Origin of the sequence: Amycolatopsis echigonensis (assembly GCF_014174495.1) — a bacterium.
Lineage (GTDB): Bacteria > Actinomycetota > Actinomycetes > Mycobacteriales > Pseudonocardiaceae > Amycolatopsis > Amycolatopsis echigonensis.
Window position 1 is genome coordinate 1 of sequence record NZ_JACJHR010000084.1, and the last position, 24913, is coordinate 24913.

At 67.3% G+C, this 24913-nt stretch carries 25 protein-coding genes; 11 read left to right on the top strand and 14 right to left on the bottom strand.

Annotation, left to right across the window (positions count from 1 at the left end; all coding sequences use genetic code 11):
• Positions 1-335, top strand: a 335-nt coding sequence (locus H5411_RS37760) for an amidohydrolase family protein (protein ID WP_220818029.1), incomplete at its 5' end; no start/stop codon positions are given.
• A gap of 582 nt (positions 336-917) precedes the next feature.
• Here H5411_RS37760 and H5411_RS37765 read toward each other — a convergent pair.
• Positions 918-1409, bottom strand: a complete 492-nt coding sequence (locus H5411_RS37765) for a nuclear transport factor 2 family protein (protein WP_183126538.1) — start codon at positions 1407-1409, stop codon at positions 918-920.
• 333 nt (positions 1410-1742) lie between these two features.
• Between H5411_RS37765 and H5411_RS37770 the strand changes: the two genes are divergently transcribed.
• The 9 genes from H5411_RS37770 to H5411_RS37810 all read left to right on the top strand — a co-directional run bounded on the left by H5411_RS37770 (position 1743) and on the right by H5411_RS37810 (position 10501).
• The gene (locus tag H5411_RS37770) at positions 1743-3098 is read left to right on the top strand and encodes an MFS transporter (RefSeq protein ID WP_183126539.1); all 1356 of its coding nucleotides are present in this window, start codon (positions 1743-1745) and stop codon (positions 3096-3098) included.
• An 80-nt stretch (positions 3099-3178) separates the two neighbouring features.
• Positions 3179-3376, top strand: a complete 198-nt coding sequence (locus H5411_RS37775) for a hypothetical protein (protein WP_220818030.1) — start codon at positions 3179-3181, stop codon at positions 3374-3376.
• A gap of 211 nt (positions 3377-3587) precedes the next feature.
• Positions 3588-4325, top strand: coding sequence for an SDR family NAD(P)-dependent oxidoreductase (locus H5411_RS37780; RefSeq protein WP_183126540.1), 738 nt, complete (start codon positions 3588-3590; stop codon positions 4323-4325).
• Between the two features lie 120 nt (positions 4326-4445).
• On the top strand, positions 4446-5465 hold the full coding sequence (locus H5411_RS37785) for a phosphotransferase family protein (protein WP_183126541.1): 1020 nt from the start codon (positions 4446-4448) through the stop codon (positions 5463-5465).
• A gap of 67 nt (positions 5466-5532) precedes the next feature.
• Positions 5533-6378: a mycofactocin-coupled SDR family oxidoreductase gene (locus H5411_RS37790; protein ID WP_312878691.1), complete on the top strand. Its 846-nt coding sequence runs from the start codon at positions 5533-5535 to the stop codon at positions 6376-6378.
• A gap of 538 nt (positions 6379-6916) precedes the next feature.
• Positions 6917-7894: a quinone oxidoreductase family protein gene (locus tag H5411_RS37795; RefSeq protein WP_183126543.1), complete on the top strand. Its 978-nt coding sequence runs from the start codon at positions 6917-6919 to the stop codon at positions 7892-7894.
• Between the two features lie 167 nt (positions 7895-8061).
• Positions 8062-8373 carry a putative quinol monooxygenase gene (locus H5411_RS37800; RefSeq protein ID WP_183126544.1) on the top strand — a complete coding sequence of 104 codons (312 nt, stop codon included), beginning with the start codon at positions 8062-8064 and terminating at the stop codon, positions 8371-8373.
• A 123-nt stretch (positions 8374-8496) separates the two neighbouring features.
• Positions 8497-8925 (top strand): nuclear transport factor 2 family protein, encoded by a 429-nt coding sequence (locus H5411_RS37805; RefSeq protein WP_183126545.1) that lies wholly within the window; start codon positions 8497-8499, stop codon positions 8923-8925.
• A gap of 271 nt (positions 8926-9196) precedes the next feature.
• Entirely contained in the window at positions 9197-10501 is a 1305-nt protein-coding gene (locus tag H5411_RS37810) for an MFS transporter (RefSeq protein ID WP_183126546.1), read from the top strand.
• Between the two features lie 93 nt (positions 10502-10594).
• Here the strand turns inward: H5411_RS37810 and H5411_RS48650 are convergent, their stop codons facing one another.
• Positions 10595-10717 carry a hypothetical protein gene (locus H5411_RS48650; RefSeq protein ID WP_281377533.1) on the bottom strand — a complete coding sequence of 41 codons (123 nt, stop codon included), beginning with the start codon at positions 10715-10717 and terminating at the stop codon, positions 10595-10597.
• A 138-nt stretch (positions 10718-10855) separates the two neighbouring features.
• Complete coding sequence (locus tag H5411_RS37815) at positions 10856-11203, bottom strand: TetR/AcrR family transcriptional regulator (protein ID WP_183126547.1); 348 nt, start codon at positions 11201-11203, stop codon at positions 10856-10858.
• Positions 11204-11272: 69 nt separating this feature from the next.
• On the opposite strand from H5411_RS37815, the gene H5411_RS37820 reads away from it, so the two are divergent.
• Positions 11273-12085, top strand: coding sequence for an SDR family oxidoreductase (locus tag H5411_RS37820; protein WP_183126567.1), 813 nt, complete (start codon positions 11273-11275; stop codon positions 12083-12085).
• Between the two features lie 190 nt (positions 12086-12275).
• Here the strand turns inward: H5411_RS37820 and H5411_RS37825 are convergent, their stop codons facing one another.
• From H5411_RS37825 to H5411_RS37875, 11 genes are all read right to left on the bottom strand, one after another.
• Positions 12276-13304, bottom strand: coding sequence for a Gfo/Idh/MocA family protein (locus H5411_RS37825; protein ID WP_183126548.1), 1029 nt, complete (start codon positions 13302-13304; stop codon positions 12276-12278).
• Positions 13301-14179: a sugar phosphate isomerase/epimerase family protein gene (locus tag H5411_RS49115; protein ID WP_183126549.1), complete on the bottom strand. Its 879-nt coding sequence runs from the start codon at positions 14177-14179 to the stop codon at positions 13301-13303. The genes H5411_RS37825 and H5411_RS49115 overlap by 4 nt, the downstream gene beginning before the upstream one ends.
• On the bottom strand, positions 14176-15045 hold the full coding sequence (locus tag H5411_RS37835; RefSeq protein ID WP_183126550.1) for a sugar phosphate isomerase/epimerase family protein: 870 nt from the start codon (positions 15043-15045) through the stop codon (positions 14176-14178). Before H5411_RS37835 ends, H5411_RS49115 begins: the two co-directional genes overlap by 4 nt.
• Positions 15042-16085, bottom strand: coding sequence for an inositol 2-dehydrogenase (gene iolG, locus H5411_RS37840; protein ID WP_183126551.1), 1044 nt, complete (start codon positions 16083-16085; stop codon positions 15042-15044). The genes H5411_RS37835 and iolG overlap by 4 nt, the downstream gene beginning before the upstream one ends.
• The gene (locus H5411_RS37845) at positions 16073-17023 is read right to left on the bottom strand and encodes an aldo/keto reductase (protein ID WP_183126552.1); all 951 of its coding nucleotides are present in this window, start codon (positions 17021-17023) and stop codon (positions 16073-16075) included. The genes iolG and H5411_RS37845 overlap by 13 nt, the downstream gene beginning before the upstream one ends.
• A gap of 175 nt (positions 17024-17198) precedes the next feature.
• Complete coding sequence (locus H5411_RS37850; protein WP_183126553.1) at positions 17199-18155, bottom strand: hydroxyacid dehydrogenase; 957 nt, start codon at positions 18153-18155, stop codon at positions 17199-17201.
• On the bottom strand, positions 18155-19201 hold the full coding sequence (locus tag H5411_RS37855) for a LacI family DNA-binding transcriptional regulator (RefSeq protein ID WP_183126554.1): 1047 nt from the start codon (positions 19199-19201) through the stop codon (positions 18155-18157). Before H5411_RS37855 ends, H5411_RS37850 begins: the two co-directional genes overlap by 1 nt.
• Positions 19198-20385, bottom strand: coding sequence for a Gfo/Idh/MocA family protein (locus H5411_RS37860; RefSeq protein ID WP_220818031.1), 1188 nt, complete (start codon positions 20383-20385; stop codon positions 19198-19200). Before H5411_RS37860 ends, H5411_RS37855 begins: the two co-directional genes overlap by 4 nt.
• Positions 20382-21176, bottom strand: a complete 795-nt coding sequence (locus H5411_RS37865) for an HpcH/HpaI aldolase family protein (RefSeq protein WP_183126555.1) — start codon at positions 21174-21176, stop codon at positions 20382-20384. Before H5411_RS37865 ends, H5411_RS37860 begins: the two co-directional genes overlap by 4 nt.
• Positions 21173-23044, bottom strand: a complete 1872-nt coding sequence (gene iolD, locus H5411_RS37870; protein WP_183126556.1) for a 3D-(3,5/4)-trihydroxycyclohexane-1,2-dione acylhydrolase (decyclizing) — start codon at positions 23042-23044, stop codon at positions 21173-21175. Before iolD ends, H5411_RS37865 begins: the two co-directional genes overlap by 4 nt.
• A 44-nt stretch (positions 23045-23088) precedes the next feature.
• Positions 23089-24498 (bottom strand): aldehyde dehydrogenase family protein, encoded by a 1410-nt coding sequence (locus tag H5411_RS37875; RefSeq protein ID WP_183126569.1) that lies wholly within the window; start codon positions 24496-24498, stop codon positions 23089-23091.
• Between the last annotated feature and the right edge of the window lie 415 nt (positions 24499-24913).

Consider the following 24913-nt stretch of genomic DNA (forward strand, 5'->3'; position numbering starts at 1 on the left):
CGACCCCGCTTCTGTGGAAGATGGACCGGCATTGGCGGGAGTTCCGCGAGGCGTACCCGTGGCTACGGCGCAAGCCCTCGGAAGTGGTCGCTGAGCGCGTCCGCTTCACGACGCAGCCATTGGAGAATCCCACTCCCGCTCGCGATCTGGTGGACATCATCGAGTTCACCGGCATCGATCAGCTGTTCATGTTCTCGTCGGATTACCCGCACCACGACACCGACGAGCCCGACTGGGTGCTCGGCCACCTTCCGCCGCGGCTGCGTGAGCGCATCATGGGCGCGAACGCGCTGGACTTCTACGGACTGAACCCCGGCCGTTCCGACCAGCAGTAACTGCGACGATGGGCATCCGCGGCATTGGCCGCGGATGCCCATCGTCGTGCGCGCTGGTTTGCTTCTTTCGGTTGCCTGCTGGGGCTTGGTGGTCCGCCGGACGCTGCGGCTGTCCGGCTCTCGCTAGTTTTCGCTGCCTCAGTGGAAGGCGGGAGCCGGGGCGGCGTCAAGGTGCATTGTTTTCCTCGAATAGTCACTCACCGTCGGTCCCGGCAAGATCAGTCGAGGTATCTGCCAGTCTTCTTGACAGTGGCATTCCAGATTGGCAAAGAGCGGCCGCAAAGGCCGCGCGTCGCGCGCGGGTGCGAGGCGGGCTGCCCTGGCTGTGAGCGTCGGGGAAGCGACGTCTATGGGACCTTGTCAAGAGGTCAGCTGGCTGTCTTGGACGCGTGCGAGATCTGGGATGGTTGCTGGAGGCGGCAGAGACGGACCAGACGTCCATTTACCCGGCTGCTGGGCAAGACCGGGCGCACGGCAGGCGGTTGACGTGCCGACATCGGCCTGGCCTGAGAGTGTTCATGCGAAGGGCGGCCACCGGATGGATTCCGGCGGCCGCCCTTCAAGATGCGCGAGGCTTACCCGTCAACTGCCGATGTAGGAAACCGAGATGAGCGGAGTGTTCTCGCGGTCGAGCGGACCCACTCCGGGGATGTCCATGAGGTCCTCGCCGAGCGCCTTTCGGACCAGCCGCACGAACCCCGGTGAACCGTAGGAGTACTCGCCTTTGATCTTGACCGGGTCTGTTTCGAACTTCGCCACAGTCAGGATCGAGTGCTTCCGGATGACTCCGTCATCCTCCTCGATGCCGAAGATCGACTCACCCCACAGGGTGTTCTCCCCGAAGCCGAACATCCGCCGCCCGCCGTTGAGCATCTTCGGGATGACGCCCTTGAACATGCGCAGGTACACCTCGCGTACCGCGTCCCGTCCGACCACTTGCAGGTCCATGCACGGCCACTCGAAAACCGGATCGTCGGCGACAGTGTCCATCGTCGTATCGATGTCGCCGCGGAACTCCGCCTCGGCATGCACGTTGAAGTGTGCGAGCATCTGCTCCGGTGTCAACGAGGTCATGGCAACTCTCCCATCGCGAAGTCTAGAGCTTGAAGTTAGAACGGTCGCTCGGTATTGTCAAACTGCTCGGACGTGCCAGAGCGAGAGGCCGGCGTGCTTCGGCGGCAGCGAGGCGCTTTCGGTGTGTCGCCGGGGATCGAATCCGGAACGTCGCGATTCGTTCGGTCCCCTGCCCGACGGCTGATGCCGTTGGCGCGCGCGGCCCTGGCGGCTGCGGGCAGGGTTCTACCTGAGGGTCTCGATTGGGAAGTTCGAACGCCGGGAATCGTTCCGCGGGATCCCGGTGCGCCAGGCAAGGCCCGGAACGCGGAACGGGAAAGGTGCGGCAAAGCGATGATGGAGCGGGTTCCTCCGGTCGAGGAAGCGTCCGACCGAACGGCCGAGGTTGTCGAGCAGGAAGCGCGGCGCCGGGTGCAACGCCGGCGGGTCCTTGTCTCGAGCATGCTGGGCAACGTTGTCGAGTACTACGATTTTGCGATCTACTCGACCGCCGCGAGCCTCGTCTTCGGCAAAGTGTTCTTTCCTGCGTCGAACCCGGTCGCGGGAACCTTGAGTTCTTTTGCCACGCTCGCTGTCGGATACTTCGCTCGACCGCTCGGCGGCATTCTGTTCGGTCATGTCGGTGACCGGGTGGGCCGGAAGACCGCGTTGCTGATCACGCTCATCGCGATGGCGGGTGCGACCTTGCTCATCGGAGCATTGCCCGGGTACGCGCAGATCGGCATTTGGGCACCGATTCTGTTGGTGGTGCTGCGGGTCATCCAAGGACTGGCGGTCGGCGGCGAGTGGGGCGGCTCCGTGGTCATGAACGTCGAGCATGCTAAGGCGGGGCAGCGCGGTCTGATGGGCAGCCTCACCCAGTCAGGCGGGGCTCTAGCGCTGCTTGTCTCGTTCGGGGCGTTCAATCTGCTCGAAGGGCTCGATGATCGCGCTTTTCTCGCTTGGGGTTGGCGAATTCCCTTCCTGGCCACTGTCGTGATGCTTGGCGTGGGGCTTTACCTGCGTTTCAAGGTGGAGGAAAGTCCCGTTCTGGAAAGCGCTCGTACCGCGGCGACACCGCAGCCGGCCAAGGCTCCGCTGTGGGACGCGGTGCGTGATCGGCCCGGTTCCCTGCTGATCGCAATTGGTCTCGGGCTTGGCCCCTTCGGGGCGTATGCTGTCCTCACTACCTTCTCGATCTCATACGGCACCGAGAAACTCGGCATCCACCGTGGGGTCATGATCGACGCGCTGATGATCTCCTCTGCGGGGCTGGCCCTCGGGATTCCGTTGTTTGCCGCACTTTCCGACCGCATTGGGCGAAAACCGATCTTCGTTGTCGCGATCACGCTGATGATCTGCAACTCCTTCGTCGTATTCCCGTTGTTCGAGACGCGGCGGACGCCCGTGATCATTCTTGCTTTCGTCGTGAGCGTCTCGGTCCTGCACGCTGCCAGCATTGGACTGCTGTCAGCGATTCTGCCGGAACTGTTCCCGACCAGGTACCGTTACACGGCGGTCTCGGTCGCCTACCAAGTCACTTCCGCTGTTAGCGGCGGCCTCACGCCGTTGCTCGCCACGGTGTTCGCGCGTCCAGGGGGACCGGGGATTACTGCGGTGTCCGTCATGCTCGCGGTGCTGTGCGCAGTCAGTGCCGGATGTTCCCTGACGCTCCGCGAGACCAGAAATGTCGATCTTGCCCATGCTTGAGCCGGTATCGCCACCGAAGAGTGGTTTTCGAGTTGGTTCGGCGCGGTATCACTTCCAGGAAAATTCAAGGAGGCAGAGAGATGTCTGAGGGTGACGTTGGCCCCGCCGGCTCCGGACAAGAGGAGCGGCTGGTGCCGCGCAGTCTGCGGTGTCCCTGCGGCGAATACATCCAAGCCTCGGACAGCAGTGCGCTGATCACTCGAGTCAGAGCACATCTCGCGGCGTCGCATCCCGGCCGGGAGTACTCCGACGACGAGATCCTGTTCATGGCCATCTGAACGCTTGCTGGCGGATCGGTCCTCGCTCACCGCGGTGAGATCGAAATACGATTGAGCCAAGTCGTTTCCGTAGCGGCCGGAATGTGCTTATAGTGCGCCGCACACTGACGATTCTTGAGATCAAATACTTCGAACGAACTTTCTAGACGCTAGTGATTTCCAGACTGCGTAACGAAACAACCAACTGCCGACGGCATGCGGAGGAATCGCGATGATCGCAAAACAGGATCCCGGGGCCGTCGCGTTGGTCACCGGCGGCACCGGAGGCGTCGGTGCCGCCGTCGTGCAACGCTTGGTGGAAGACGGCTATCGCGTACTCGCGGTGAGCCGCAGCGCCGAAGTCCGTGATGACGGTCCCGTCAGCTACCGCCCGATCGATGTCCGCGAACGGAAATCCGTCGACGCGGCGGTCGAGGCGGCATGCGGGCTCGGCCCGCTCCGCGCGGTCGTTACCTGTCATGGGGTCGTGTTCAAAACCCCGCCTGAGACGATGAGTGAAGAGGACCTTGTGACGACGCTCGACATCAACCTGGCCGGCACTGCGCGCGTCTGCCGGGCGGCGGCGTCCCGGATCCGGGACCATGGCGCAATCGTCACCGTGAGCAGTGTGGGCGGTTCGCGTGGCTGGTCGTCGGACGGCATCGCCTACGGGGCGTCGAAGGCCGGTATCGAAGCGCTGACCCGCTACTACGCCGTCGCTTTGGCACCCCGATCGGTCCGGGTCAACGCCGTGGTTCCGGGTCCGCTCGAACATCCGATGGCGGGGACCGGCACCGAGGTTCGCGAGGCGCTCGGCGACTTCGACGCTGCGATCAAGGCCCTGATTCCGCTCGGCCGCCCCCTGAATTTGCGGGAGGTGGCCGACACCGTCGGGTTTCTGGCGTCGTCCCAGGCATCCGGTATCACCGGAGCCGCTGTGCCCGTCGAAGGCGGTTTGCTCGCCAAGTGAATTTGCCCGTTGCGCGTGAGTGAATCCGCCCAGACCGCCAACCCTGCCGCAGCTCGCGGTCGCCGACGTGGAATGGGTCCGGCGGCGGCTCATGGACCCCGCTGCTTGAGGAGATGCCGAATGAGCAAGCAAGACTTACCCGGGCTGGATTTAGGCCGGCTGCGCACCTACCTGGACGAACGGCTACCGGGCTTGGTCACGGGAGACCTGACTGGCGAGGTGGTGGAAGGTGGCCGGTCCAATCTGACTTACGTCGTCGGCGACGGTGTGTCCAGATGGGTCGTGCGCCGTCCGCCGCTCGGCCACGTGTTGCCTACCGCGCACGACATGGCGCGCGAGCACCGGGTGCTCACTGCGCTCCGAGGCACGCCGGTACCGGTGCCCTCGACGATCGCTCTATGCGAGGACATCGAGGTGACCGGTGCGCCGTTCTACGTGATGGCGTTCGTCGAGGGCAGGTCCTTTCGTGCAGCGGATGAGCTCACCGCATTGGGTGTGCCTCGCACCGTCCACATTGGAAACGAGTTGGTCGACACACTGGGCGCACTGCACGCGGTTGACCCGGAAGCAGTGGGACTGGCCGACTTTGGCCGGCCAGAGGGATACCTGGAGCGACAGGTGCGACGGTGGAAGAAGCAGCTCGACTCCTCACGCAGCCGTGACCTCGAAGGCATTGATCTCCTTCACGACGATCTGGCCGCGGCGCTGCCTGTTTCGGGCGCGCCGACGCTCGTGCACGGCGACTACCGGCTGGACAACGTACTTGTCGACGAGAATGACCGCGTCGTCGCGGTTCTAGACTGGGAGATGGCCACCCTTGGCGACCCCTTGACTGACGTCGCGCTGATGATCGCGTACGCCGAAGCGGGAAGGCTCGGCCTCGAGGTCGTCCCCGACGTCAGCGCCGCCCCTGGCTACCCGTGCGCGAATGACGTGGTCGCGCGCTACGCCCTGTCGAGTAAACGCGACACGTCGGCGCTGAACTGGTACGTCGGGTTCGCGTTCTTCAAGCTAGCGGTGATCCTTGAGGGGATCTTTTGTCGCTACAGCCAGGGCAAGACCGTCGGCCCGGGCTTTGAATCGGTCGGTTCCTCTGTGGAACCGCTCGTCCGGCTCGGCAACGACATCCTCAAAAGGTAGGGAACATCCCAGAACATCAAATCGATGCGCGTCCATTAAGGGCAGCCGAGCGATGGAGGAGAGTCTGGTGGACTTGCTCAAGGACAAGGTCGCGGTGGTCAGCGGTGCCGCGCGCGGACAGGGACGCAGTCATGCGATCCGGCTTGCCGAAGAAGGTGCCGACATCGTCGCGCTGGACCTCTGTTCGGATATCGCCTCGGTCCCGTATCCATTGGCAACCGGTGCGGATTTGGCGGAAACGACGGCACGGATCGAGAGGCTCGGCAGGCGAGTCGTCGCGATCGAGGCGGATGTCCGCGACCACGCCTCGGTGACCGCCGCCGTGGACCGTGGCGTGCAGGAGCTGGGCAGGCTCGACATCGTCGTCGCAAACGCGGGCATCGTGTCCTACGCCGTCGTCTCCGAGGTGAGCGTTGACATGTGGCAGGACATGATCGCCACCAACCTCACGGGAGTCTGGAACCTCTGCCAGGCGTCGACCCGGCATCTGGTCGACGGCGGGCGCGGTGGCGCGATGGTGCTGACCAGTTCGAGTGCGGCTCATGTCGGCGTCGCGCACCTGGCGCACTATTCTGCCGCTAAAGCCGGCGTGGTCGGACTGATGCAGTCTCTCGCCGTCGAGCTCGCGCCACACCGCATCAGGGTTAACACAGTGCACCCGACAGCAGTGAACACCCCGATGCTGCAGAACGAGGTCACCTATCGCCTGTTCGCCCCGGGGTTGACAGCGGCTGTCGACCCGGTGAGCCCGCCAGAAGAGGTCGCGGGACCGCTGCGTTCATTGAACTCCTTGCCGGTACCGTGGATCGAGGCATCGGACGTGAGCGAGGCCGTGCTGTACCTGGCTTCGGACCGTGGGCGGTACGTCACGGGCACCCAGCTCAGGGTCGATGCCGGCTCCGCCGTGCGCTAGGAAGATGACGAAGCTCCGGTCAACGGGTGTACTGCTTGGGAAGATCGGTTGCGGTGGCCCGCCGCGGGGCGGGTGCGGTCGCGTCGTGCTTTGTCGATGATGAGGTCGCTGTAGGCGTTAGCGACCTCGTATGCGGTTCGGGGTCAACGGGGACCTCTTACGATCGGGGTCGTACTGCAGCGGTCGCCTTTATGCAGGCCGGCCCGCGGAGGCTATACGTGTCCGCGTTGTGGTCGTGAGGCTTCGTCGGTACCTCAGGCTGGTTGTGCGGCTATCGATGGTGGCCTAAACTTAGAGCAGTCGTACGGTTTCAGATTCGATACTCGGTTTAGCGGAGGCGAGGCTCTGCCGCGGGCTGACCAGCGATCGATGTGAGCACCCGCACGCTGCGTGGACAGAGTGCAGCGCAGGTCGAGCATGCTCGGGACCTGAAGCAGGCGGGCGACCGGCCGCGAGACGATCGAGTCGGAGTCCGCCTCGCGGCCTTTCGTCGAGCGTTGGCGTGTCTCGTGTCCGAAAACGAGAAAGGGAAGCCAGGATGCGTGTTGTCGTTGCCACCGCTCACGGTGAGCCGGATGTGCTCGAGATCCGGGATCAGCCGGAGGTCTCGCCGGGGCCGGGGCAGGTGCTCGTCGATGTGCACGCGGCGGGGGTCAATTTCATGGACACGTACCTGCGTCGCGGGCTGTTCATGGTCATCCCTCCGCCGTTTGCGCTCGGCGTGGATGGCGCCGGTGTGGTGGCCGCCGTGGGGGAGGGCGTTGAGTGTCCGCGCGTGGGCGACCGCGTCGTATGGGAGCGGGTGATGGGCAGCTACGCCGATCAGGTGCTGATGGATGCCAAGCGTGCGCTTCCGGTTCCTGGCAACCTGCCGCTGGAGCAGGCAGCCGCCGGGCTGATGCAGGCGCTCACCGCACACCACCTGTGTCAGGACGCGATCAAGGTCGCCCCCGGCGAGACTGCCTTGGTGCACTCGGCTGCCAGCGGTGTTGGGCGAATGCTGACGCAGCTCATCACCGGCAGTGGAGGACGGGTGATCGGAACCGTCTCGCGAGCCGAAAAGGTACCGACAGCGAAGTCTGCAGGTGCGGAGGAGGTCCTGGTGCGGGGTGGGGGCCTGGACCTGGCTGCCGAGGTGCGCGCACGCACCGAGGGCCGCGGTGCCGACGTCGTGTTCGACGGCACCGGTGCGGACAGCTGCCTCGCTAGCATCGCGTCGACTGCGCGCGGGGGAACGTATGTGATGTTCGGGCAGGCAGGCGGCGCAGCACCCCCGCTCGACCTCTGGGAGCAACCGGACGGTGTGCGGTTGATGCGCAGCCGGGGAGACAATCCGAGCGAGACACCCGCGGAGGGTCGCGCCCGTGCGTCGAAGGTGCTGTCGCTTATCGCTGACGGGACGCTCGACGTTGTGATCGGCGCGCGCTATCCGCTGGATGGTGCCGTCCGTGCGCATCGCGACATCGAGTCACAGGCGACTATTGGCAAACTCTTGCTCATCCCGGGCGCGCGGTGACTCGCCGAACCGATTGACATAACCGAACGATCATTATAAGTTGTTCCGGTGTGTTCTTAGACGGGACCTTCGGGGCAGCGGCGAGAGATCGCGATGTCTGGACCGCCTGCCCGCGGTTCGACGATGCCGGTCCCGGAGCCCTGTCGCGAGAATGAACGGAGGCTCGTGTGAATGAGTCCAGCGCTTATGTTCAAGTAGCGACCATCGTCGCGAAAACGGGGGACGAGGACGCGGTGGGGCGTCTGCTCAGCGAATGCGTGGCGCCTTCTCGGGCGGAGGCGGGAGTGCTCAGATACGATCTTGCCCGTTCTGCCCGCGATCCCCGGCGGTTCGTCGTGTATGAGGTCTACCGGGACCGGGCGGCAAGGGACGCTCACCGGGACAGCGAGCATGTGCAGCGGCTCATCGTGGGCGATGTGCTCAAGCGAGCCGAAACGGTCGAGATCGCACCGTTCGTGCCGGTCTCCGAGTTGGTTTGAGCTGCAACGTTTCGAAGGAGCGGAAACATCCGCCGTCCCTGTCAGGGCGACGGTTGAGGCCAGAAACTATCTAGTCAACCCTCGTGCGGCGATGGAGAATCGCACCATCTTGAGGAGAGCGCTATGGGCAATGACGCCCTTGTCGACAAGATCGCCATCGAACAGCTCATTCATCGATACAACCGGTTGACCGACGAAGAGGATTTCGAGGGCTGGGCTTCGTGCTTTGCCCCGGACGGCGTTTTTCATGGTGCGTACGAGGATTTCCGGGCGCACGCCGATCTCGACAAGTTTGCCGAGCACGCACGTGCGCTGATCGCGAAAATGCCCAATCTGCGACATTTCGTGACCAACATCGAGTGCGAGGTCAACGGAGACACCGCGAGTGTGCAGTCGTATCTGCTCATGACCTCGACGTCGCCGAGCGGCGAGAGTTCGATCGTCATGGTCGGCAGGTCTGAAGACGAGCTGGTCAAGATCGACGGGAACTGGTTGTTCAGCAGCCGGACCACTCGTCTCGACGGAGCGGATGCGGCCGGAGACCGGTCTTGACCGGTCGCGGTTCGACTTGCGCGGCGCAGCCGGCGAGCTGCTCGGACTGGAGCGTTGAGATGCATCCCCCGCAATGGGCCATCTGATGTTCCTCGGCGGAGTCATATGTCCACGAGTGCTCGCACGTACGTCAACTTCGGGACGTCGTGGCGGCCTGCACGCTTCCCGACGCCAGGTCCGACATCACGTTGATTGCAGTTCCCGGACGCGGTCCCCACGAGCCGAAAACTGGCTGTGACACCGTTTCCCGGCCTGACAGAAGGGCCCTCACATGAATGAAGTCGCCAAGATCCGCCTGTACCAGGTCGACCAGAAGGTGCACCCCAAGGTTATTCTGGCCGCCTGTGCCGGGACGCTGATCGAGTTCTACGACTTCACGGTGTACGGCTACCTGGCCGTCACGATCGGCCGTTTGTTCTTCCCCGGCGGAGACACTGCGGCCGCGACCCTCTCGGCGCTGGCCGTGTTCGCCATCGCGTTCTTCATTCGGCCGATCGGCGGGCTGATTTTCGGGCACCTCGGGGATCGGCTCGGCCGTCGCAACGTCCTGTCGATCACCATTCTGTTGATGGGGACGGCCACAACCGTGATGGGTATCTTGCCCACTTACGCCAGCGTCGGAATCGGTGCGACAATTGCCGTCGTACTCCTGCGGCTTGTCCAGGGCGCGGCGGCCGGCGGCGAGTTGGGCGGTGCGCTGACTTATATCGCCGAGTCGGTACCGGCGCGCAAACGCGCGTTTCTCACGTCGTTCACTCAGATCGGTTCACACGGGTCGGCGGCGCTGGCTGCTGTGGTGGTCGCGGTCGTAACGTCGTCCGTCAGCCAGAAGCAGTTTCTGTCCTGGGGTTGGCGTATTCCGCTGCTGATCGCGCTCCCGATGGCCGCAGTCGGGCTTTTTATCCGTATGAGACTTGAGGACACTCCTGAGTTCCGCGCGATCCAGAGCGAGGGCCGCGTCGCTAGATCACCGATCATGCGAACCCTGTCGGAAGGCTACCCGGCACTGTTCAGGATTTGGGGTCTGGTCACACTGCAGGTGATGTCGGGCTATTTTTGTGTCACCTTCCTCTATATTTATTTTTCGCAGTTTCTCGGATTTTCGGCCAAGAGCGCGTACTGGGCCACCGCTATTATGGTGGCGATCGGGATCAGTACATTGCCGCTGTTCGGCCGGTTGAGCGATCGGTGGGGGCGGAAACCGTTGCTCCGGTCTGCCGCCGCGGGGTGGTTGGTGCTGGTGTATCCGGTGCTGATGCTGATGGGTACGGGCAGCTACGGATTGGCACTGCTCGGCGCGGTGATCCTGTTCACGCTGAACTGCGCCTATGCCTGCCCAGCATTCGCGGTGGTCACCGAACTGCTGCCCACTCGGTTCCGGTACACGGGTGCAGCTCTGGGGATCAACGTCCCGCTCGCGCTGTTCGGCGGTAGCGCGCCTTACCTGTCGGCTTGGTTGATCGAACACACCGGCAGCACCAGATCGCCAGCGTTCGTGATCGCCGCCGCGGCGCTGTTGTCGTTGTTCACCACCACGAAGCTCCCTGAAACTGCGGGCCGTGGTCTCCAAGCGTGAGCCACAAGCGTTGTTCTTGCGGGTACGTCAGTCGGTGCGGGGTGCGATCGCGTACGCGGTCCGCGAACGAATCCGCTGCTTAGAAGACACAGGTTATGCTGGTGGCTTGCCGGACAGTGCGGCCGCGTCGCGGGAGCGGATTCCGTCGAGGATGATCGCCACGATGCGGTCGCGCTGGACGTCTCCGGCGCGCAGGTTCAGGCAAGTAGTGGGCATGCTCGACGCTGCGCTCGCCAAAATGGAACGTCTCGCCAGGACAGGTCGTACCGAATGTCCCCGGTGGTCGGTGCCCGTTCGGTGACCTTCTTGATGAGACTTCGCAACCGGGAGCGGGCCTTGTTCACTGCGACCGACTCACTGTGCTCTGCCAATGTCTACTGACAATACTTTGTCAGCCGCCTGTGCCGAAGCGAGCGCGACTAGCAAATCGACGAATACTTTACCGGTCTCAGCGCGATCGAGCGCGGCTCGGGCCTGTTCTTCTAAACGGTCGAGTCCTTCCAGTTGGATGGTCTCGAGCAATACCTTCCGCGACGGGAAACGCCGGTAGAACGTGGCGGGCCCGACGCCTGCCCGTTTCACGATCTCGTTGGTCGAAACGTCGATCCCTTTGTCCGCGACGGCCGCTTTGGCCGCCGCGGACAGGCTTTCCGCGCTGCGCAGGGCATCCGTCCGCAGCGGACGGCGTCGTTCAGTCGTCATGACGCGGCAGCATATATCCGAATAACCGGAGAATTGCTCTCCGCTTAGTGGTAGGCTCGCGCTGTGAAAATGACGAAGCGCGAACGAGTGTGGTTGATTACTGGCGCGTCAGGCGGGCTCGGTTCCGCATTTGTGCGCTCGGCCTTGTCGGCGGGCGACCGCGTCGCGGCGATCAGTCGAGCGCAGCTCGATACCGCGGAACCGAACACTCGCTCGTGGGTGGCCGATGTCGCCGATGCGGACCAGATCCGACAGGTAGTGGACGAGGTGGTCGACGCATTCGGCCGCGTAGACATCGTCGTCAACAACGCTGGCTATGCCGAACCCGGCGCCTTCGAAGAGCTGCCGGATGCCGCGTTGCGCCGCCAGTTCGAGGTGAACTTCTTCGGTGCCGCGAACGTCGTGCGCGCCGTCCTGCCCCACCTGCGCGCCGCTCGAGCTGGTCACATTCTCCAGATCAGCTCGCTTGCCGGGCAAATCGGTGCCGCAGGCATGAGCGCCTACACCTCCAGCAAACATGCGTTAGAAGGATTGTCCGTGTCGTTGGCCGCCGAGCTCTCGCCGCTGGGAATCCATGTGACGATCGTCGAACCGGGTGCCACCGCGACCGGGTTTCGGCAACGCTGGGCGGAACGGCAACGGCCAGCGTCGGCTCTGGCGGACTACGACCATGTCGCGGCCGCGCTCGCGCATACCGGTGCGAGCTACCGACCGCCGTCCGAACCAGATCAGATAGCGCAGGCCGTGCTTGCCTTGGCCGGTCTGGAAAAACCACCTATCCGCATTGCAGTGGGTGCGGACGCAGTCGAGGGCATCGGCCGGGCTCGTCGACAGCAACTTGATGATCTAGAGACCTATCGTGGCTTCCCATCTTCCAGGTGAATTGAACTGACCCCTGTGCGACGGCCAGCTCAGGCGCTGCTGGATCAGTCGGCTTGCGCGAGGGCCCGGTTCGGAACTGCTTGGCGATGCCGTGGCTGGGGTTCTCAACGGCGTTACCGCCGGCCAGCGGGTAACCGGTGGCCGCCGGCGACGAACCCGGCAGCCACCAACCGTCAGTCAGGAATGACGTTCACGTCGTCGCTGGTGAGCCGAGCCGGATTGGCGCCTGGCGGGGGCGGGGAGCCAGTCCGGCTGCGCGGTAGCAGTCGTCGATGAGCTGCATCGTGTCGACCGCGTCGTCGAGGCCGTTTTTGAGCGGGGCGTCTTCCCTCAGGTGCGCGGCGAAGGCTTCGAGCTGGTACGTGTAGGACGACCGGAGCCCGACGTGTTCGACGCGGCACCCGGCGGCATCGGTGATGGTCACGCGGTCGTCCAGATGGGGTTGGACGAAGTTCGCGGCGACGGCTTCCCCGCGGGTGCCGACGATGCGGCAGGTGAATTTCCAGGCGGGGGCGGCCATGTGGCAGCGGGCCCGGCCGGTCGCGCCGTTGGGGAATTCGAGGTCGGCGTCGAGCCACTCGTCGACTCCGGGACGTCCGGCGCGTTCTCCGGCCCGTGCGCCGACCAGCGCGGGCGGGCCGCCTGCCCACGGTGCGAGGGCTCGGTGGGCGTGAAGGCTGTAGCACCCGAGGTCCATGACCGCTCCTCCGCCCAGTTCCAGGGACCAGCGCGGGTCGGTGTCGTCCGGTGCGGGCATGAACATGTCCGCCTCGACCGCGCGAAGTTCGCCCAGCGCTCCGGTTTCGAGCAGCTCGTGCAGCCGCCGGGTGACCGGGTGGTAGAGGTAGTGGAATCCCTCCATCACCCGGACGCCGGCTCCGGTTGCGGCGGCGCGCACGGCTGCGGCCTCCTCGGCGTTGCTGGCGAAGGGTTTTTCGGACAGTACATGCTTGCCTGCCTGGACGGCGGCGAGGTTCCACGGCCCGTGCCAGGCGTTGGGCAGCGGGTTGTAGACCACGTCGACCTCGGGGTCGGCGAGCACGTCGGCGTAGCTGTCCAGTACGCGTTCGACGTTGTGGTCGGCGGCGAACCGTTCCGCGCGGTCCCGGTCGCGGGCGGCGACGGCGACCAGCCGGTGCCCGGTCGCGGCGGCTGGCGCGGCGATGGCCTTTCCGGCGATGCGGGCCGCGCCGAGGATTCCGATCCTGAGGGCGGTCATGAGGTCCTCCCGGCCTGTGCGCGGGTGGCGATCAGGCAGTCTGCGGCGGTCTGGAATGCTTGGGAGAGCGCAGTTTCCGGGTCGAGTGCGCGGTGGTGGTGCGACATGATTTCCACGCCCCACGGTCCGGGGTAGCCGATGCGGCGCACGGCGTCGATGAACCCGGCGACGTCGAAGTCGCCCTGCCCGCACAGCATCCGGTTGTCGAAGGTGTCTTCGAGTCCGGTGCCGACCTGCTCACGGGCGCCGTCGTTGAGTTCGACTGCGAAAAGCTTGTCCGCCGGGACGAGGTCGGCCATGGTCGCGTAATCCATGCCGCTGCGGAAGATGTGCCAGATGTCGAGCAACAGCCCGGCCTGCGGATGGTCGACGTCGGTCACCAGTGCTACAGCGGGTTCCAGCGACGGCATGCTGGAGAAGGCGCAGGGTTCGAGCGCGATCCGGGTTCCGGCGGCGCGGGCGTCGTCGGCCAATGCCGCGAAGGACTCGCGCAGGGTGCCGGGATCGTAGGTGTCCCCGGCGGATCCGGCCGCGACCTTGATCTGGTCGATGTCCAGGACCCGGGCCGCGTCGAGCAGGTCCGCGCGGACCCGGTCGGAGGTCTCGCGCCGCGGCCCGGTCTCCCACCAGTAGTCGATGAGTTCCAGTTCGACGTGGTGCAGTCCGTGCGCGGATAGCAGTTCGGCGAGCCGGGGGAGGCCGATCTCGTCGCGGGCGGCGACGAGATCGGCGTGGTTGAGTCCCATTCCGGAGTATCCGGCCGAGGCGACGGCGGCGACCCGCCGTTCGATGCCGATCGGGCTGCGGTCGCCGGTGCGCAACGGCATCACGTCGCCGGCGGAGGTCCAGCACGTGGCCAGCAGTTCGGGGGTCACCGGTCCAGGCTCCGCAGGTACGCGACGGACGCCCGGACGTCCGCGGCCGGACCTTCGCCCTCGGGTTTCCCGGTCAGGATGGTGTCCTGTTCCATCGTGTACCAGCCCTGGTAGCCGTGGGATTCCAGGACGTCGACGATGGCGGCGATGTCGATGTCGCCGGCGCCGAGCGGGCGGTAGAGGCCGTTCCGGACGCCGTCGGTGTAGGCGATCTCGCCGGCTTTGACGCGGTCGGCGACGCTGAGGTCGACGTCCTTGAGGTGGGTGTGCGAGATGCGCTCCGGGACGGCTTTGGCGAGCTCGACCGGGTCGGTCCCGCCGATCAGCAGGTGCCCGGTGTCCAGGCAGAGCGGGACCGTGGAACCGGCGAGGACGCGGTCGACCTCCTCTCGGTTCTCCACCATGGTGCCGACGTGCGGGTGCAGTGCCGCGGCGACGCCCCGTTCGCGGGCACGGTCGGCGACGCGGTCGAGATTGGCGAACAGGGTCTGCCACGCGCGTTCGTCGAGTTCCGGGCGGGTGTCGTACCCGTCGAGGCCGCTGACCGCGGCGAGGACGATGGTGCCGGCGCCGGCCGCGACGAATCCGTCGAGTTCGCGGTCGACTTCGCGGAGCGGGTCGTGGTCGGCTTGGTGCAGGACGACCGGGACGAACCCGCCGACCGCCGAGAGCCCGAGCTCGCGCAGGGTTTCGGCCTTCGCGGCCGGGTCCCGGGGCAGGAATCCGTCCGGCCCGAATTCGGTGGCGACGAGCCCGATGTCTTTCATCTCGGGCAGCACCTGCTCGGGGGCGAGCTGGTAACCCCAGCCCGGTACTTCGCACACGCCCCAGGAAATCGGGGCTCCGGCGACGCGGTTCATGATCATCGTGCGGCTCCGTTCGCGAGCGGGGCTTCAGTCTCCGGACGCGGTCCGGCGGGGACGGTGACGCTGCGGCCGGTGGACACGCTCTCCAGCGCTGCTTCCGCGAGCACCAGCGCGGCGCGGCCGTCGGCGAAATCGGGGGAGGGCGGGCGGTTCTCGCGGACCGCGCGGACGAATTCGTCGAACTCGGCGAGATACGCCTCTCGATACCGCTCCACGAAGAACCGCAGATAGGGGTCGGCGGTTTCGGCACCGCGGGTTCCGTAGGCGCGGACGCTGGAAGCGGACTGGTTCGCGGCTTCGAGCATTCCGTTGTCGCCAAACGCTTCGACACGCTGGTCATAGCCGAAGGTGCAGCTGCGGCTGTTGGTGATCGTGCACAGTGCGCCGTTCGCCCCGCGCAGCAGCACCATTGCCTGGTGGGCGTCGCGTGCTTCGGCGATCACCGGGTTGCCGTCGTCGGAGGCGAAGGCGTGGACCTCGGTCACCTCGCCGAGGAAGAAGCGGGCGAGGTCGAAGTCGTGGATTGTCATGTCGCGGAAGATCCCGCCGGACGCCGCGAGGTACGCCGTCGGCGGCGGTTCCGGGTCGCGGCTGGTGATCCGCAGTGCGCGGAACGTCCCGATCTCGCCTGCGGCGACGCGTTGCCGCAGTTGGGTGAAGGTGGGGTCGAAGCGCCGGTTGAAGCCCATCATCACGAACGGCTGCAGCGCGGCGATGTCGTCCCAGCACCGATCGATGCGCGCGAGGTCGAGATCGATCGGTTTCTCGCACAGCACAGGCTTTCCGGCGGCCGCGGCGCGGCCGAGCAGGTCAACGTGCGTCGGGGTGGGGGAGGCGATCACGACCGCGTCGAGGGCGGGATCGGCGAAGACCTCGTCGGGTTCGGCGGTCACGCGGCCGCCGTGCCGCGCGGCGAGCGCTTCGGCGGCCGGCTGGACGGGATCGCAGATCCAGGCCAGTTCCGCGTCGGGGTGCGCGGCGATGGAGCGGGCGTGGACTTGGCCGATGCGGCCGCTGCCGAACAGTGCTACGCGGAGCACGTGTCACCTCCGTTGTTTTCGGGCAGTCCGCTGTGCCAGGACAGCTTCTGCACGTCGGATGTCGCGGCCAGGACGGCGGCGAGCAGGTCTTCGTCGATCGGGGTGGACTCCGCGGCGACGGCGGAGTCGAGGTGCTGGGGTTTGGTCGTGCCGACGACGGTGGTCGCCGCGCCGGAGCGCTGGATGGAGAACTGGTTGGCCAGGAACGCTACATCCGCGCCGCGCTGCTCGCAGACCGCCGCGGCGCGCCGGGCGGCGTCGACGATCGGCCGTCCGGCGGGGACGTCGATCCGCGAGCCGGCCGGGGTGAGCAGACCGAGCGCGACTGCTGCGGCGTTGATCAGTCCGACGCCGCGTTCCCGGCATAGCGGGGCCAACGTATCGGCGAGGCGGGTGTTGAGCAAAGTGTAGTGCGCGTAGGACAGCACGACGTCGAGGTCGGTTTCGGCCACCGCGCGGCAGAGAGTTTCCATGGGATAGCCGGTCATGCCGATATACCGGCATTTGCCTTCGTCCCGCAGCCGGACGAGCTCGGCGTAGGAGTCGGCGAAAATCCCTTCCAGCCCAACGAACTCGATGTCGTGCAGCTGGAGGATGTCGACGTGATCGGTCCGCAGCAGCTTCAGGCTGCGGTGCACGCTCGCGCGGATCCGGGCCGGGCTGAAGTCGAACTCGTCGGGTCCGTAGCGGCCGGCTTTGGTGCCGATCACCACCTCGTCGCGGTGCCCGCGCAGGGCGGCGCCGAGGCGGCGTTCGGCCAGGCCGGCGCCGTAGTAGGGGGAGGAGTCGAAGAAGGTGATCCCGGCGTCGAGCGCCTGGTGCACGGCGGCGTGGGCTTCGGATTCGTCCGCGGGGCCGAACATGTCGCCCAGCGGGGCGGTGCCGAAGGACACCGCGGAGACTTTCAGGTCGGTGTTCCCGAGGGGGTGGTAACGCATGCTTCCTCCGGGTGAGGTCGATAGCAGGAGGACGGCAAGGGTTTCTTGCGCAGAACCGAATTACCGGAGTCCACAAAGGACCGATGGAGAAGTTCGCGGATGTCGCCGGATGCCACGGCGTCCACAGTGGACGCGCAGGACACCGGTTCCGTGCCGATCGCCTCCGCTCGCTGGGTCATGCCGGCACCTCCCGGTACACCTCCGGGTTGGCGACGTGGTCGGCGCGGCCGCCGCCGAGCACCGCGGCCATCCCGGTGGCCATGTCCGCACAGGTGCGATGCCAGGCGCGCGCGGAGATCCCCATGATGTGCGGGGTCAACGCGACATCCGGGTGGTGGAACAGGGGATGGTCCACCGGGGGCTCGGGGTCGTAGACGTCGAGGCCGACGCCGCCGAGGCGCCCGTCCAGCAGCGCGGCGTGGACGGCGTCCAGATCCAGCAAGCCGCCGCGCGCGCAGTTGACGAGGATCGCCCCCGGTTTCACCTGGCTCAGTTCGGCTTCGCCGAGGAGATGGCGGGTTTCGGGCGTCAAGGGCGCGTGCAGGCTGAGCACGTCCGATCCGGTCAGCACCCGGGGGAGGTCGGCGACGGTCACGCCGTCGGCGTCCGCCGGCCGCAGGTAAGGGTCGTAGACGAGGACCGACGCGCCGAACGCGCGGGCGAGTTCGGCGACGCGACGCCCGATCCGGCCGTAGCCGACGAGCCCGACGACAGCTCCGTCGAGGTCGTTCGCCGTGAACGCGTTCCGCTGCGTCCAGCGGCCTTCGCGGACCAGCGTGGTGTAGCGCCCGATCCGTTTGAGCAGGTGCAGGGCCAACGTGAGCGCGCCTTCGGCGACCGCGCGGGTTCCGGCGGACGGGGTGACGACCACTGGCACTGATCGTGCGCTGGCCGCGTCGAGGTCGACCCGGTCGACGCCGATGCCGGTGCGGCCGATTACCCGCAGGTTCGGCGCCGAGTCGAGCAGTGCCTGGTCCACGGTGCTGGTGGCGCGGGCGATGAGCCCGACCGCGTCCGGCAGCAGCGCGCGCTGGTCGGCGTCCGACTCGGCGATGACGACTTCGCCGAAGGGACGGAGCCGTTCGGCCACCAGGTCGTCAACGGGGCCGAGGGCGACGATGACGGCTGGCATCAGGGCACCTCCTTGTCCGCACGCGGGGCGGCGGTCGACTTGCGCACGACGAGAGCCGGCCGGATGAGGTCGCGGCTGCCGGTTTCCGGTGCGGACCCGGCGTCTCCCCGCAGGCGGGCTTGGAGCCGGATCGCCGCCAGCTCTCCGATCTCGACGCTGCTGGGGTCCACAGAGGACAGTGACAGGTGGCTGACCGCCGCGAGCGGCGTGTTGTCGTAGCCGATGATGGAGAGATCCGCGGGCACCGCGAGCCCGGCGTCATCGGCGGCGGACAGCGCGCCGACCCCGGCCAGGTCGTTGAGCGCGATGATCGCGGTCGGCTGGTTCTGCCCGCGCAGCAGCGCCGATGCGGCGGCGTAGCCGGAGGTCTCGTCGTAGTCACACGGCTCGACCTGGATGAAGTGCGCGAGTCCGTGGGCGCGCATCGCGCCTTCGTACCCGCGTCGTCGGGCTTCGGCGACGCCGTCGGTTCCGCCGCCGATGTGGGCGATCCGCTTGTGGCCGAGGTTCAGCAGGTACTCGGTCGCGATGCGGGTGCCCTGCTCGTCGTCGTTGACCACGCTGTCGACGTAGGGCAGTTCGTAGCTGTGGCTGCTGGTCACCACCGAGGGAACGGTTTTCATCGCTTCGGCCAGGGCTTCGTCGTACGGGAGCGTCCCGATCACGCACAGGCCCTCGACACGCAGGTCGAGAAACGCTTCCGCGACACCGGGATCGACCTTGTGGTCGAGTTGCCCGCCGCCGATGAGCACGCGCAGGCCGTTGGCCTTCAGCGTCCGGCGGAGCCCGTCCAGGATGTCGACGTACCAGGGGTTGCGCAGGTCGGACACGACGACCCCGATGGTGCGGGTGTGTCCCTCGACGAGGCTTCGGGCCACGGTGTTGGGCCGGTACCCCAGTTGGCGGGCCGCGTCGAGCACCGCTTCCCGCCGTGCGTCGCTGACCTGGGGAGCTCCTCGCATGACCAGCGATACCAGCGATTTCGAGACCCCGGCGCGGCGTGCGACGTCGTTGATCGTCGGGCGGCGCGCCTCCTGGTCGCTCATCGCGGCGTTCCGGTCGCGACGGTGGCGGGCACCTTCAGCCAGCTTCCGCTCTCGGCGGAGCGGGCCATGGTGTCGACCACGTGCGAGGCGGCCAGCGCGTCCGCCACGCCCGGGGCGAGCTGTTCGCCGGTCTCGACCGAGCGCAGGAACAGCGCGGCTTCGACCACCTTCAGGTCGTCGTAGCTCATCGAGATCGCCGGTCCGGGCTGGAACCGGCGGTAGTCGCCGTGCTCGGGGCCGGCCAGTACGGTGCGGTACCCGTGGTCGGGGCCGGTGCGGCCGAGGCAGACCTCCAGCTCGTTCATGCGCTCGAAGTTCCACGCGACCGAGCCGTCGGTGCCGAAGATCTCGAACCCGATCTGGCAGCGCGGTCCGACCGTGACGCGGCTGGCTTCCACGGTGCCGACGGGTCCGTCGCCGAACCGCAGCAGCCCGGCGGCGTAGTCCTCGTTCTCGACCGGGCCGGTAGGCCCTCCTTCGACAACCGCGAAGTGCGTGCTGGGGCCGTCCCCGGGTAGCGGTCGTTCCGGGATCACGATCGAGGTGAGCGCGGACACTTCGGTGACCGGGCCCAGGAGGTACTGCAACAGGTCCACCGCGTGGGTCATGAGGTCGCCGAGCACGCCGAGGCCGGCCCGGTCGCGTTGGAAGCGCCAGGACAGCACGCCGCCCGGCTCGGCGGCGTAGTCGTTGAGGAACCGGCCCCGGACGTGGGTGATTCGGCCGATCGCGCCCGAGGCGATCAGATCGCGTGCGTGCGTGACCGAGGGCGCGTGCCGGTAGTTGAATCCGACCGCGGTGCGCACTCCGGCTTTGTCGGCGGCCGCGGCCACCGCGGCGGCGTCGTCGGTGGTCCGGCCGACCGGCTTCTCGATCCAGAAGTGCTTGCCGGCGGCGGCGACCGCGGACGCGATCTCGCGGTGCAGGTAGTTCGGCGCGGTGATGCTGATCGCTTGCACGTCGGGATGCGCGACGACGTCCCGCCAGTCCTCAGTGGCCTGGGCGTAGCCGAGCGCGTCGCGGGCGAAGTCGCGTTGTTCGGCCAAGACGTCGGCGGCGATGACCAAGCGCGGGCGCAGACCCAGCTCCGGGTAGTGGTAATTGACCCGGTCGTAGGACCTCGAATGGAGTTTGCCCATCCAGCCGACGCTGATCAGGCCCACCCCGAGTTCGGTGGTGCTCACGCGATCTCCTTTTCTCGCTTGGCCGTTCGGGCTTCCTCGACGGTGGTCTTGATCGCTGCTGCGGCGGCTCCGGCGAGGATGCTGGAGTCCGAACCTACGCCGACGAACGCGAAGCCGTCGGCGACATACCCGGCCGCGGCGGCAGGGCTGGCGGCGAGGGTGCCCGCGGCGATTCCGGCGGCCCGCGCCGCGTCGAGGACGTGCCGCATCGCGGCCAGGAAGTCGGGATGCCGGACCTGGCCGGGGATGCCCATGGCGTGGCTGAGGTCTCGGGGGCCGACGAACAACACGTCGACGCCGGGGACCGCGGCGATCGCGGCCGCGTTGGCGACGGCTTCCGGGCTTTCGATCTGGACGATGCCGAGGATTTCGTCGTTGGCGCGGTCCAGGGCCGCGTTGTCGAGCCCGAAGCCGCATGCCCGGTTGTAGGTAGCGACGCCGCGGTCGCCCTCCGGCGGGTAGCGCAGGTGCGCGATCGCCTCCGCGGCTTGGCCGGCGGTGTCGATGCGGGGGAACATGACGCCGCAGACGCCGAGGTCCAGGGCGCGCCCGGCGCGGATCCGGTCGGTGCTTTCCACGCGTACCAGCGCGCTGGCCCCGAGGGCTTCGGCGGCCAGTACCTGAGGCAGCAGCGCTTCTTCCCCGGCGCCGCCGTGTTCGAGGTCGATCAGCACCCAGTCGGCACCGGCCCGCGCACAGGCGTCGGCGGCCAGTGGCGAGCCGAGGTTGAGGAACGTTCCCAGCACTGGTCGCCCCGCGGCCATCTCGTCGAGCAACTGGTGCCGGGTCATGCGTACCACCTCTGGGCTTCTCGGGCGGACTCGTAAGCACGCCGTTTTTCTTGTACCGCCGGATCCTGGGACACTTCGGCCGGGGCGACGTCCCACCACACCCCGCCCGGAGGCAGGTTTTCCTGCGGGGCCGTCTCGGCCACGACGACGACCGGGCCGGCGTGGTCGCGGGCCTTGCGCAACGCGGCCCGGACCTCGTCCGGGGTCGCGGCGGTGAACGCGGTCGCGCCCAGGCCTCGCGCGATGGCGGCCAGGTCCAGGTCGACGTAGCCGCCGGCGAGCGCGCCCGGTTCGCCGGCGCGGCGGCGGAACTCGTTGCCGAAGTCGTTGCCGCTGGCCAGCATCTGCAGCCGCCGGATCACCTGGAAGCCGTGGTTCTCCGAGATCACCACGGTGATCTTCAGGCCTTCCTGCACCGCGGTCGCCAGTTCGGTGGGCTGCATGAGGAAGGTGCCGTCCCCGATGAACGCGAGCACCTCGCCGTCCGGATGGGCCAGCCGGACGCCGATGCTCGCCGGGAGTTCGTAACCCATGCAGGAGAAGCCGAACTCGAGGTGGCAGTGCCGGCCGTCAGTCGCGTCCCACACCTTCAGCAGGTCGCCGGGCGGGCCTCCGGCGGCTGCGACGACGGTGTCGCCGGAACGCGCTTCCTCTTGCAGGACACCGATCAGCTGCCCCTGCGTCATGGGGTCGCGCGGCGAACCGGACAACGCTTGCTGCCGCTGCGGCGCCCAGTCAGCGGCCAGTGCGCGGGCGCGCTCGGCCCATTCCGGCCGTGCGACGGCACCTGCATCGCGAGCGTGGTCGGCCAGTGCCCGAACGGCCAGCTTCGCGTCGGCCACGATCGCCGTGGCGCCTTGCTTGACCGCGTCCTGCTCGGTCACATTGATCGACGCGAACCGGACGTGCGGATTCGCGAACAGCGACTGCGAGCCGGTCGCGAAGTCGGTCAGCCGGGTCCCGACGTGCAGGACCAGGTCCGCTTCCGCAGCCAGGGTGTTGGACGCCGGGTTGCCTTCCAGCCCCAGTCCGCCCAGCTGCCACCACTCACGGGCCTGCACCGCGCCCTTGCCGCCGAAGGTTTCCACGACCGGCAGTCCGAATTCGCCGGCCAGTGCCTCGAGTTCGGCGGTGGCGCCGGAGTAGATCACCCCGCCGCCGGCGATGACCAGTGGCCGTCGCGCCTCGGCGAGCAGCCGTGCGACATCGGCGACCTCGTCCGGATTCGGGGTGCGACGGCGGATCGGCCAGTCCTTCTCCGCGAAGAACTCCTCGGGAAAATCGAAGGCCATCGACTGCACGTCCTGCGGCAGCGAGATGACTACCGCCCCGGTTTCGGCGGGGTTGGTCAGCACGCGCATCGCGGCCGGCAGTGCGGTCAGCAGTTGCTCGGGCCGGGTAATCCGGTCGAAGAACCGCGACACCGGACGGAACGCGTCGTTGACCGTGACCTCCGGCGCGCCGGGGGTCTCCAGTTGCTGCAGCACCACGCCTTGCCGGCGGGTGGCGTAGGTGTCGCTGGGGAACAGCAGCACCGGCAGCCGGTTGATCGTCGCCAGCGCGGCACCGGTGACCATGTTGGTCGAGCCGGGGCCGATCGACGCGGTCACAGCCAGGGTTGCGGTGCGCCGCATGGCCTTCGCGTAGCCGACGGCGAGGTGCACCATGGACTGCTCGTTGCGGCCTTGGTAATAGGTCAGCGAATCGGAATACTCGTCCAGGGCCTGCCCGAGCCCGGCCACGTTGCCGTGGCCGAAGATGCCGAGCATGCCCGGCACCAGGCGGCGGCGCTGTCCGTCGCTGACGCTGTACTGGTTGCCCAGGTACAGCACGACCGCTTGGGCCGCGGTGACACGTACGGTCCCCATCGTCTCTCTTCCTGTTCGAGCGGGTGGTGCGCTGCCGGGTCGCGTCACCCGTGCAGCACCACGGTTTTCTCCTCGGTCATCTCGGCGACCGCGGCGCGCGGTCCTTCCTTGCCGATCCCGCTGCCCTTGAATCCGCCGTAGGGCATGAGGTCGGCGCGCCACAGCGGCGACCAGTTGACGTGCACGTTGCCGGCCTCAGCGTCGCGGGCGAAGCGCACCGCGTTCGAGACATCGCGGGTGAAGATCCCCGCGCCGAGGCCGTATCGGGTGTTGTTGGCGATCGCCAACGCGTCGTCGACGGTGTCCGCGGTCGTCACGGCCACGGCCGGGCCGAAGAGTTCTTCTTGGCTGAACGCGGAGTCCGGATCGACGCCGGTCACGATCGCCGGCTGCACGAGCGCGCCGTCCCGTTCTCCGCCGTGCACGATCTTCGCGCCGTCGGCCGCGGCCTGCTGGATCGCGGCGTGCACCCGGTCGGCCTCGCCGACGCTGATCAGCGGCCCCATCGTGGTCGCGGCGTCGAACGGGTCGCCGGCGCGGATCGCGGCGACCTTCTCGGTCAGCGCGTCCACGAATTCCCCGGCGATCGACCGGTCGGTGACGACGCGCTGCACCGAAATGCACACCTGGCCCGCATTGCCGTAGCCGCCGATCGCGATCGACGTCGCGGCGAGCTCCAGGTCCGCGTCCGGGAGGACGACCACCGGGCAGCTCGCGCCCAGTTCCAGCGACAGCTTCTTCACCCCGGCGACGCGCGTGATGTGTTCCCCGACCGCCGTGCTGCCGGTGAAACTGATCTTGCGCACTCGCGGGTCCGCGCACAGGACGTCGCCCAATTCGCCGCCGGGTCCCGGCAGGACTGACAACGCCTCTGGCGGGAGACCGGCGTCCAGCAGGATCTCCGCGATCCGCAGGGCGGTCAGCGGCGTCGTTCGCGCCGGCTTCAGCACTACGGCATTGCCCGCGGCCAGCGCCGGGCCGATCTTGTGCAGGACGAGCAGCAGCGGGAAGTTGAACGGGGTGATCGCGACGACCACTCCGCACGGCTGGCGCAGCGTGAAGCCGAGCTTCGAGCGTCCGGCGCCTTTGTGCGCGTCCAGGGGCAGCGAGTCCCCGTAGAGCTGGGTGCCCTCGAATGCCGAGAGCCGCAGGATTTCCCCGGCTCGCGACGCCTCGCCGGTCGCTTCGGCCAGCGTCTTGCCCGACTCCGCGCTGATCGTGCGGGCGAGCAGTTCCACCCGCTCGTCGGCGAGCGCCGCGGCCTTCAGCAGAATCGCCTGCCGGTCGTAGGCGGTCGTTTCGCGCTGGATCCGCGCGCCGAGGACGGCGACGTCGAGCGCGCGCTGCGCGTCGGCAGCCGTGGCGACGGGAACGGAGTCGACTGCGGCGCCCGAGAACGGGTTGTGCACTTCTTCCTGGCTGGTCCCGGCGGTCCATTCGCCGGCGACGAACATCTTCACGAGGCACCTCGCTGACCGTTCCCGCCCGAGGTCATGGGGTTGGAACGTTCCAAAATTGCAGGCGGAAGGAGTGTCATGGGAATGTCCGATCTGGTCTTCGGGAACCGGGCGGAGTCCGTTGCGGGGAACCGCGGGGCGCGAAACGGCGGTGACGAGGTCGATGGCCCCGGGCGAGGGGCGAGTGGTCCTGGCGGCGACTTGGAACGCTCCAAGCGTGCGCTGGGTCACCTCGTCTGTCAACACCTCCGCCGAAAAAAGCCGGAAACACGGCTTTCACCTGCGAGTCTCCCGCGGAGGAGGCGAAGGCCGCTTGACAGCCAGGATCCCGAGAGGCACGATCTCGAACCCAGTTGCGGGGTTCACTCCGGGAAGCACCAAGAGGTGCCTGCCCGGCCGGGATGCAGTCAGC

What these genes read in the sequence shown, in the direction of transcription:
- H5411_RS37765 (WP_183126538.1), bottom strand. Translation starts at nt 1,409, where the DNA reads ATGACCTCGTTGACACCGGAGCAGATGCTCGCACACTTCAACGTGCAT.
- H5411_RS37855 (WP_183126554.1), bottom strand. Translation starts at nt 19,201, where the DNA reads ATGAGCGACCAGGAGGCGCGCCGCCCGACGATCAACGACGTCGCACGC.
- H5411_RS37825 (WP_183126548.1), bottom strand. Translation starts at nt 13,304, where the DNA reads ATGACCGCCCTCAGGATCGGAATCCTCGGCGCGGCCCGCATCGCCGGA.
- H5411_RS48650 (WP_281377533.1), bottom strand. Translation starts at nt 10,717, where the DNA reads ATGCCCACTACTTGCCTGAACCTGCGCGCCGGAGACGTCCAGCGCGAC.
- H5411_RS37845 (WP_183126552.1), bottom strand. Translation starts at nt 17,023, where the DNA reads ATGCGTTACCACCCCCTCGGGAACACCGACCTGAAAGTCTCCGCGGTG.
- H5411_RS37780 (WP_183126540.1), top strand. Translation starts at nt 3,588, where the DNA reads ATGATCGCAAAACAGGATCCCGGGGCCGTCGCGTTGGTCACCGGCGGC.
- H5411_RS37820 (WP_183126567.1), top strand. Translation starts at nt 11,273, where the DNA reads ATGACGAAGCGCGAACGAGTGTGGTTGATTACTGGCGCGTCAGGCGGG.
- H5411_RS37775 (WP_220818030.1), top strand. Translation starts at nt 3,179, where the DNA reads ATGTCTGAGGGTGACGTTGGCCCCGCCGGCTCCGGACAAGAGGAGCGG.
- H5411_RS37850 (WP_183126553.1), bottom strand. Translation starts at nt 18,155, where the DNA reads ATGCCAGCCGTCATCGTCGCCCTCGGCCCCGTTGACGACCTGGTGGCC.
- H5411_RS37805 (WP_183126545.1), top strand. Translation starts at nt 8,497, where the DNA reads ATGGGCAATGACGCCCTTGTCGACAAGATCGCCATCGAACAGCTCATT.
- H5411_RS37815 (WP_183126547.1), bottom strand. Translation starts at nt 11,203, where the DNA reads ATGACGACTGAACGACGCCGTCCGCTGCGGACGGATGCCCTGCGCAGC.
- H5411_RS37875 (WP_183126569.1), bottom strand. Translation starts at nt 24,498, where the DNA reads ATGTTCGTCGCCGGCGAATGGACCGCCGGGACCAGCCAGGAAGAAGTG.
- H5411_RS37770 (WP_183126539.1), top strand. Translation starts at nt 1,743, where the DNA reads ATGATGGAGCGGGTTCCTCCGGTCGAGGAAGCGTCCGACCGAACGGCC.
- H5411_RS37810 (WP_183126546.1), top strand. Translation starts at nt 9,197, where the DNA reads ATGAATGAAGTCGCCAAGATCCGCCTGTACCAGGTCGACCAGAAGGTG.
- H5411_RS37865 (WP_183126555.1), bottom strand. Translation starts at nt 21,176, where the DNA reads ATGACCCGGCACCAGTTGCTCGACGAGATGGCCGCGGGGCGACCAGTG.
- iolD (WP_183126556.1), bottom strand. Translation starts at nt 23,044, where the DNA reads ATGGGGACCGTACGTGTCACCGCGGCCCAAGCGGTCGTGCTGTACCTG.
- H5411_RS37785 (WP_183126541.1), top strand. Translation starts at nt 4,446, where the DNA reads ATGAGCAAGCAAGACTTACCCGGGCTGGATTTAGGCCGGCTGCGCACC.
- H5411_RS37795 (WP_183126543.1), top strand. Translation starts at nt 6,917, where the DNA reads ATGCGTGTTGTCGTTGCCACCGCTCACGGTGAGCCGGATGTGCTCGAG.
- H5411_RS37835 (WP_183126550.1), bottom strand. Translation starts at nt 15,045, where the DNA reads ATGATCATGAACCGCGTCGCCGGAGCCCCGATTTCCTGGGGCGTGTGC.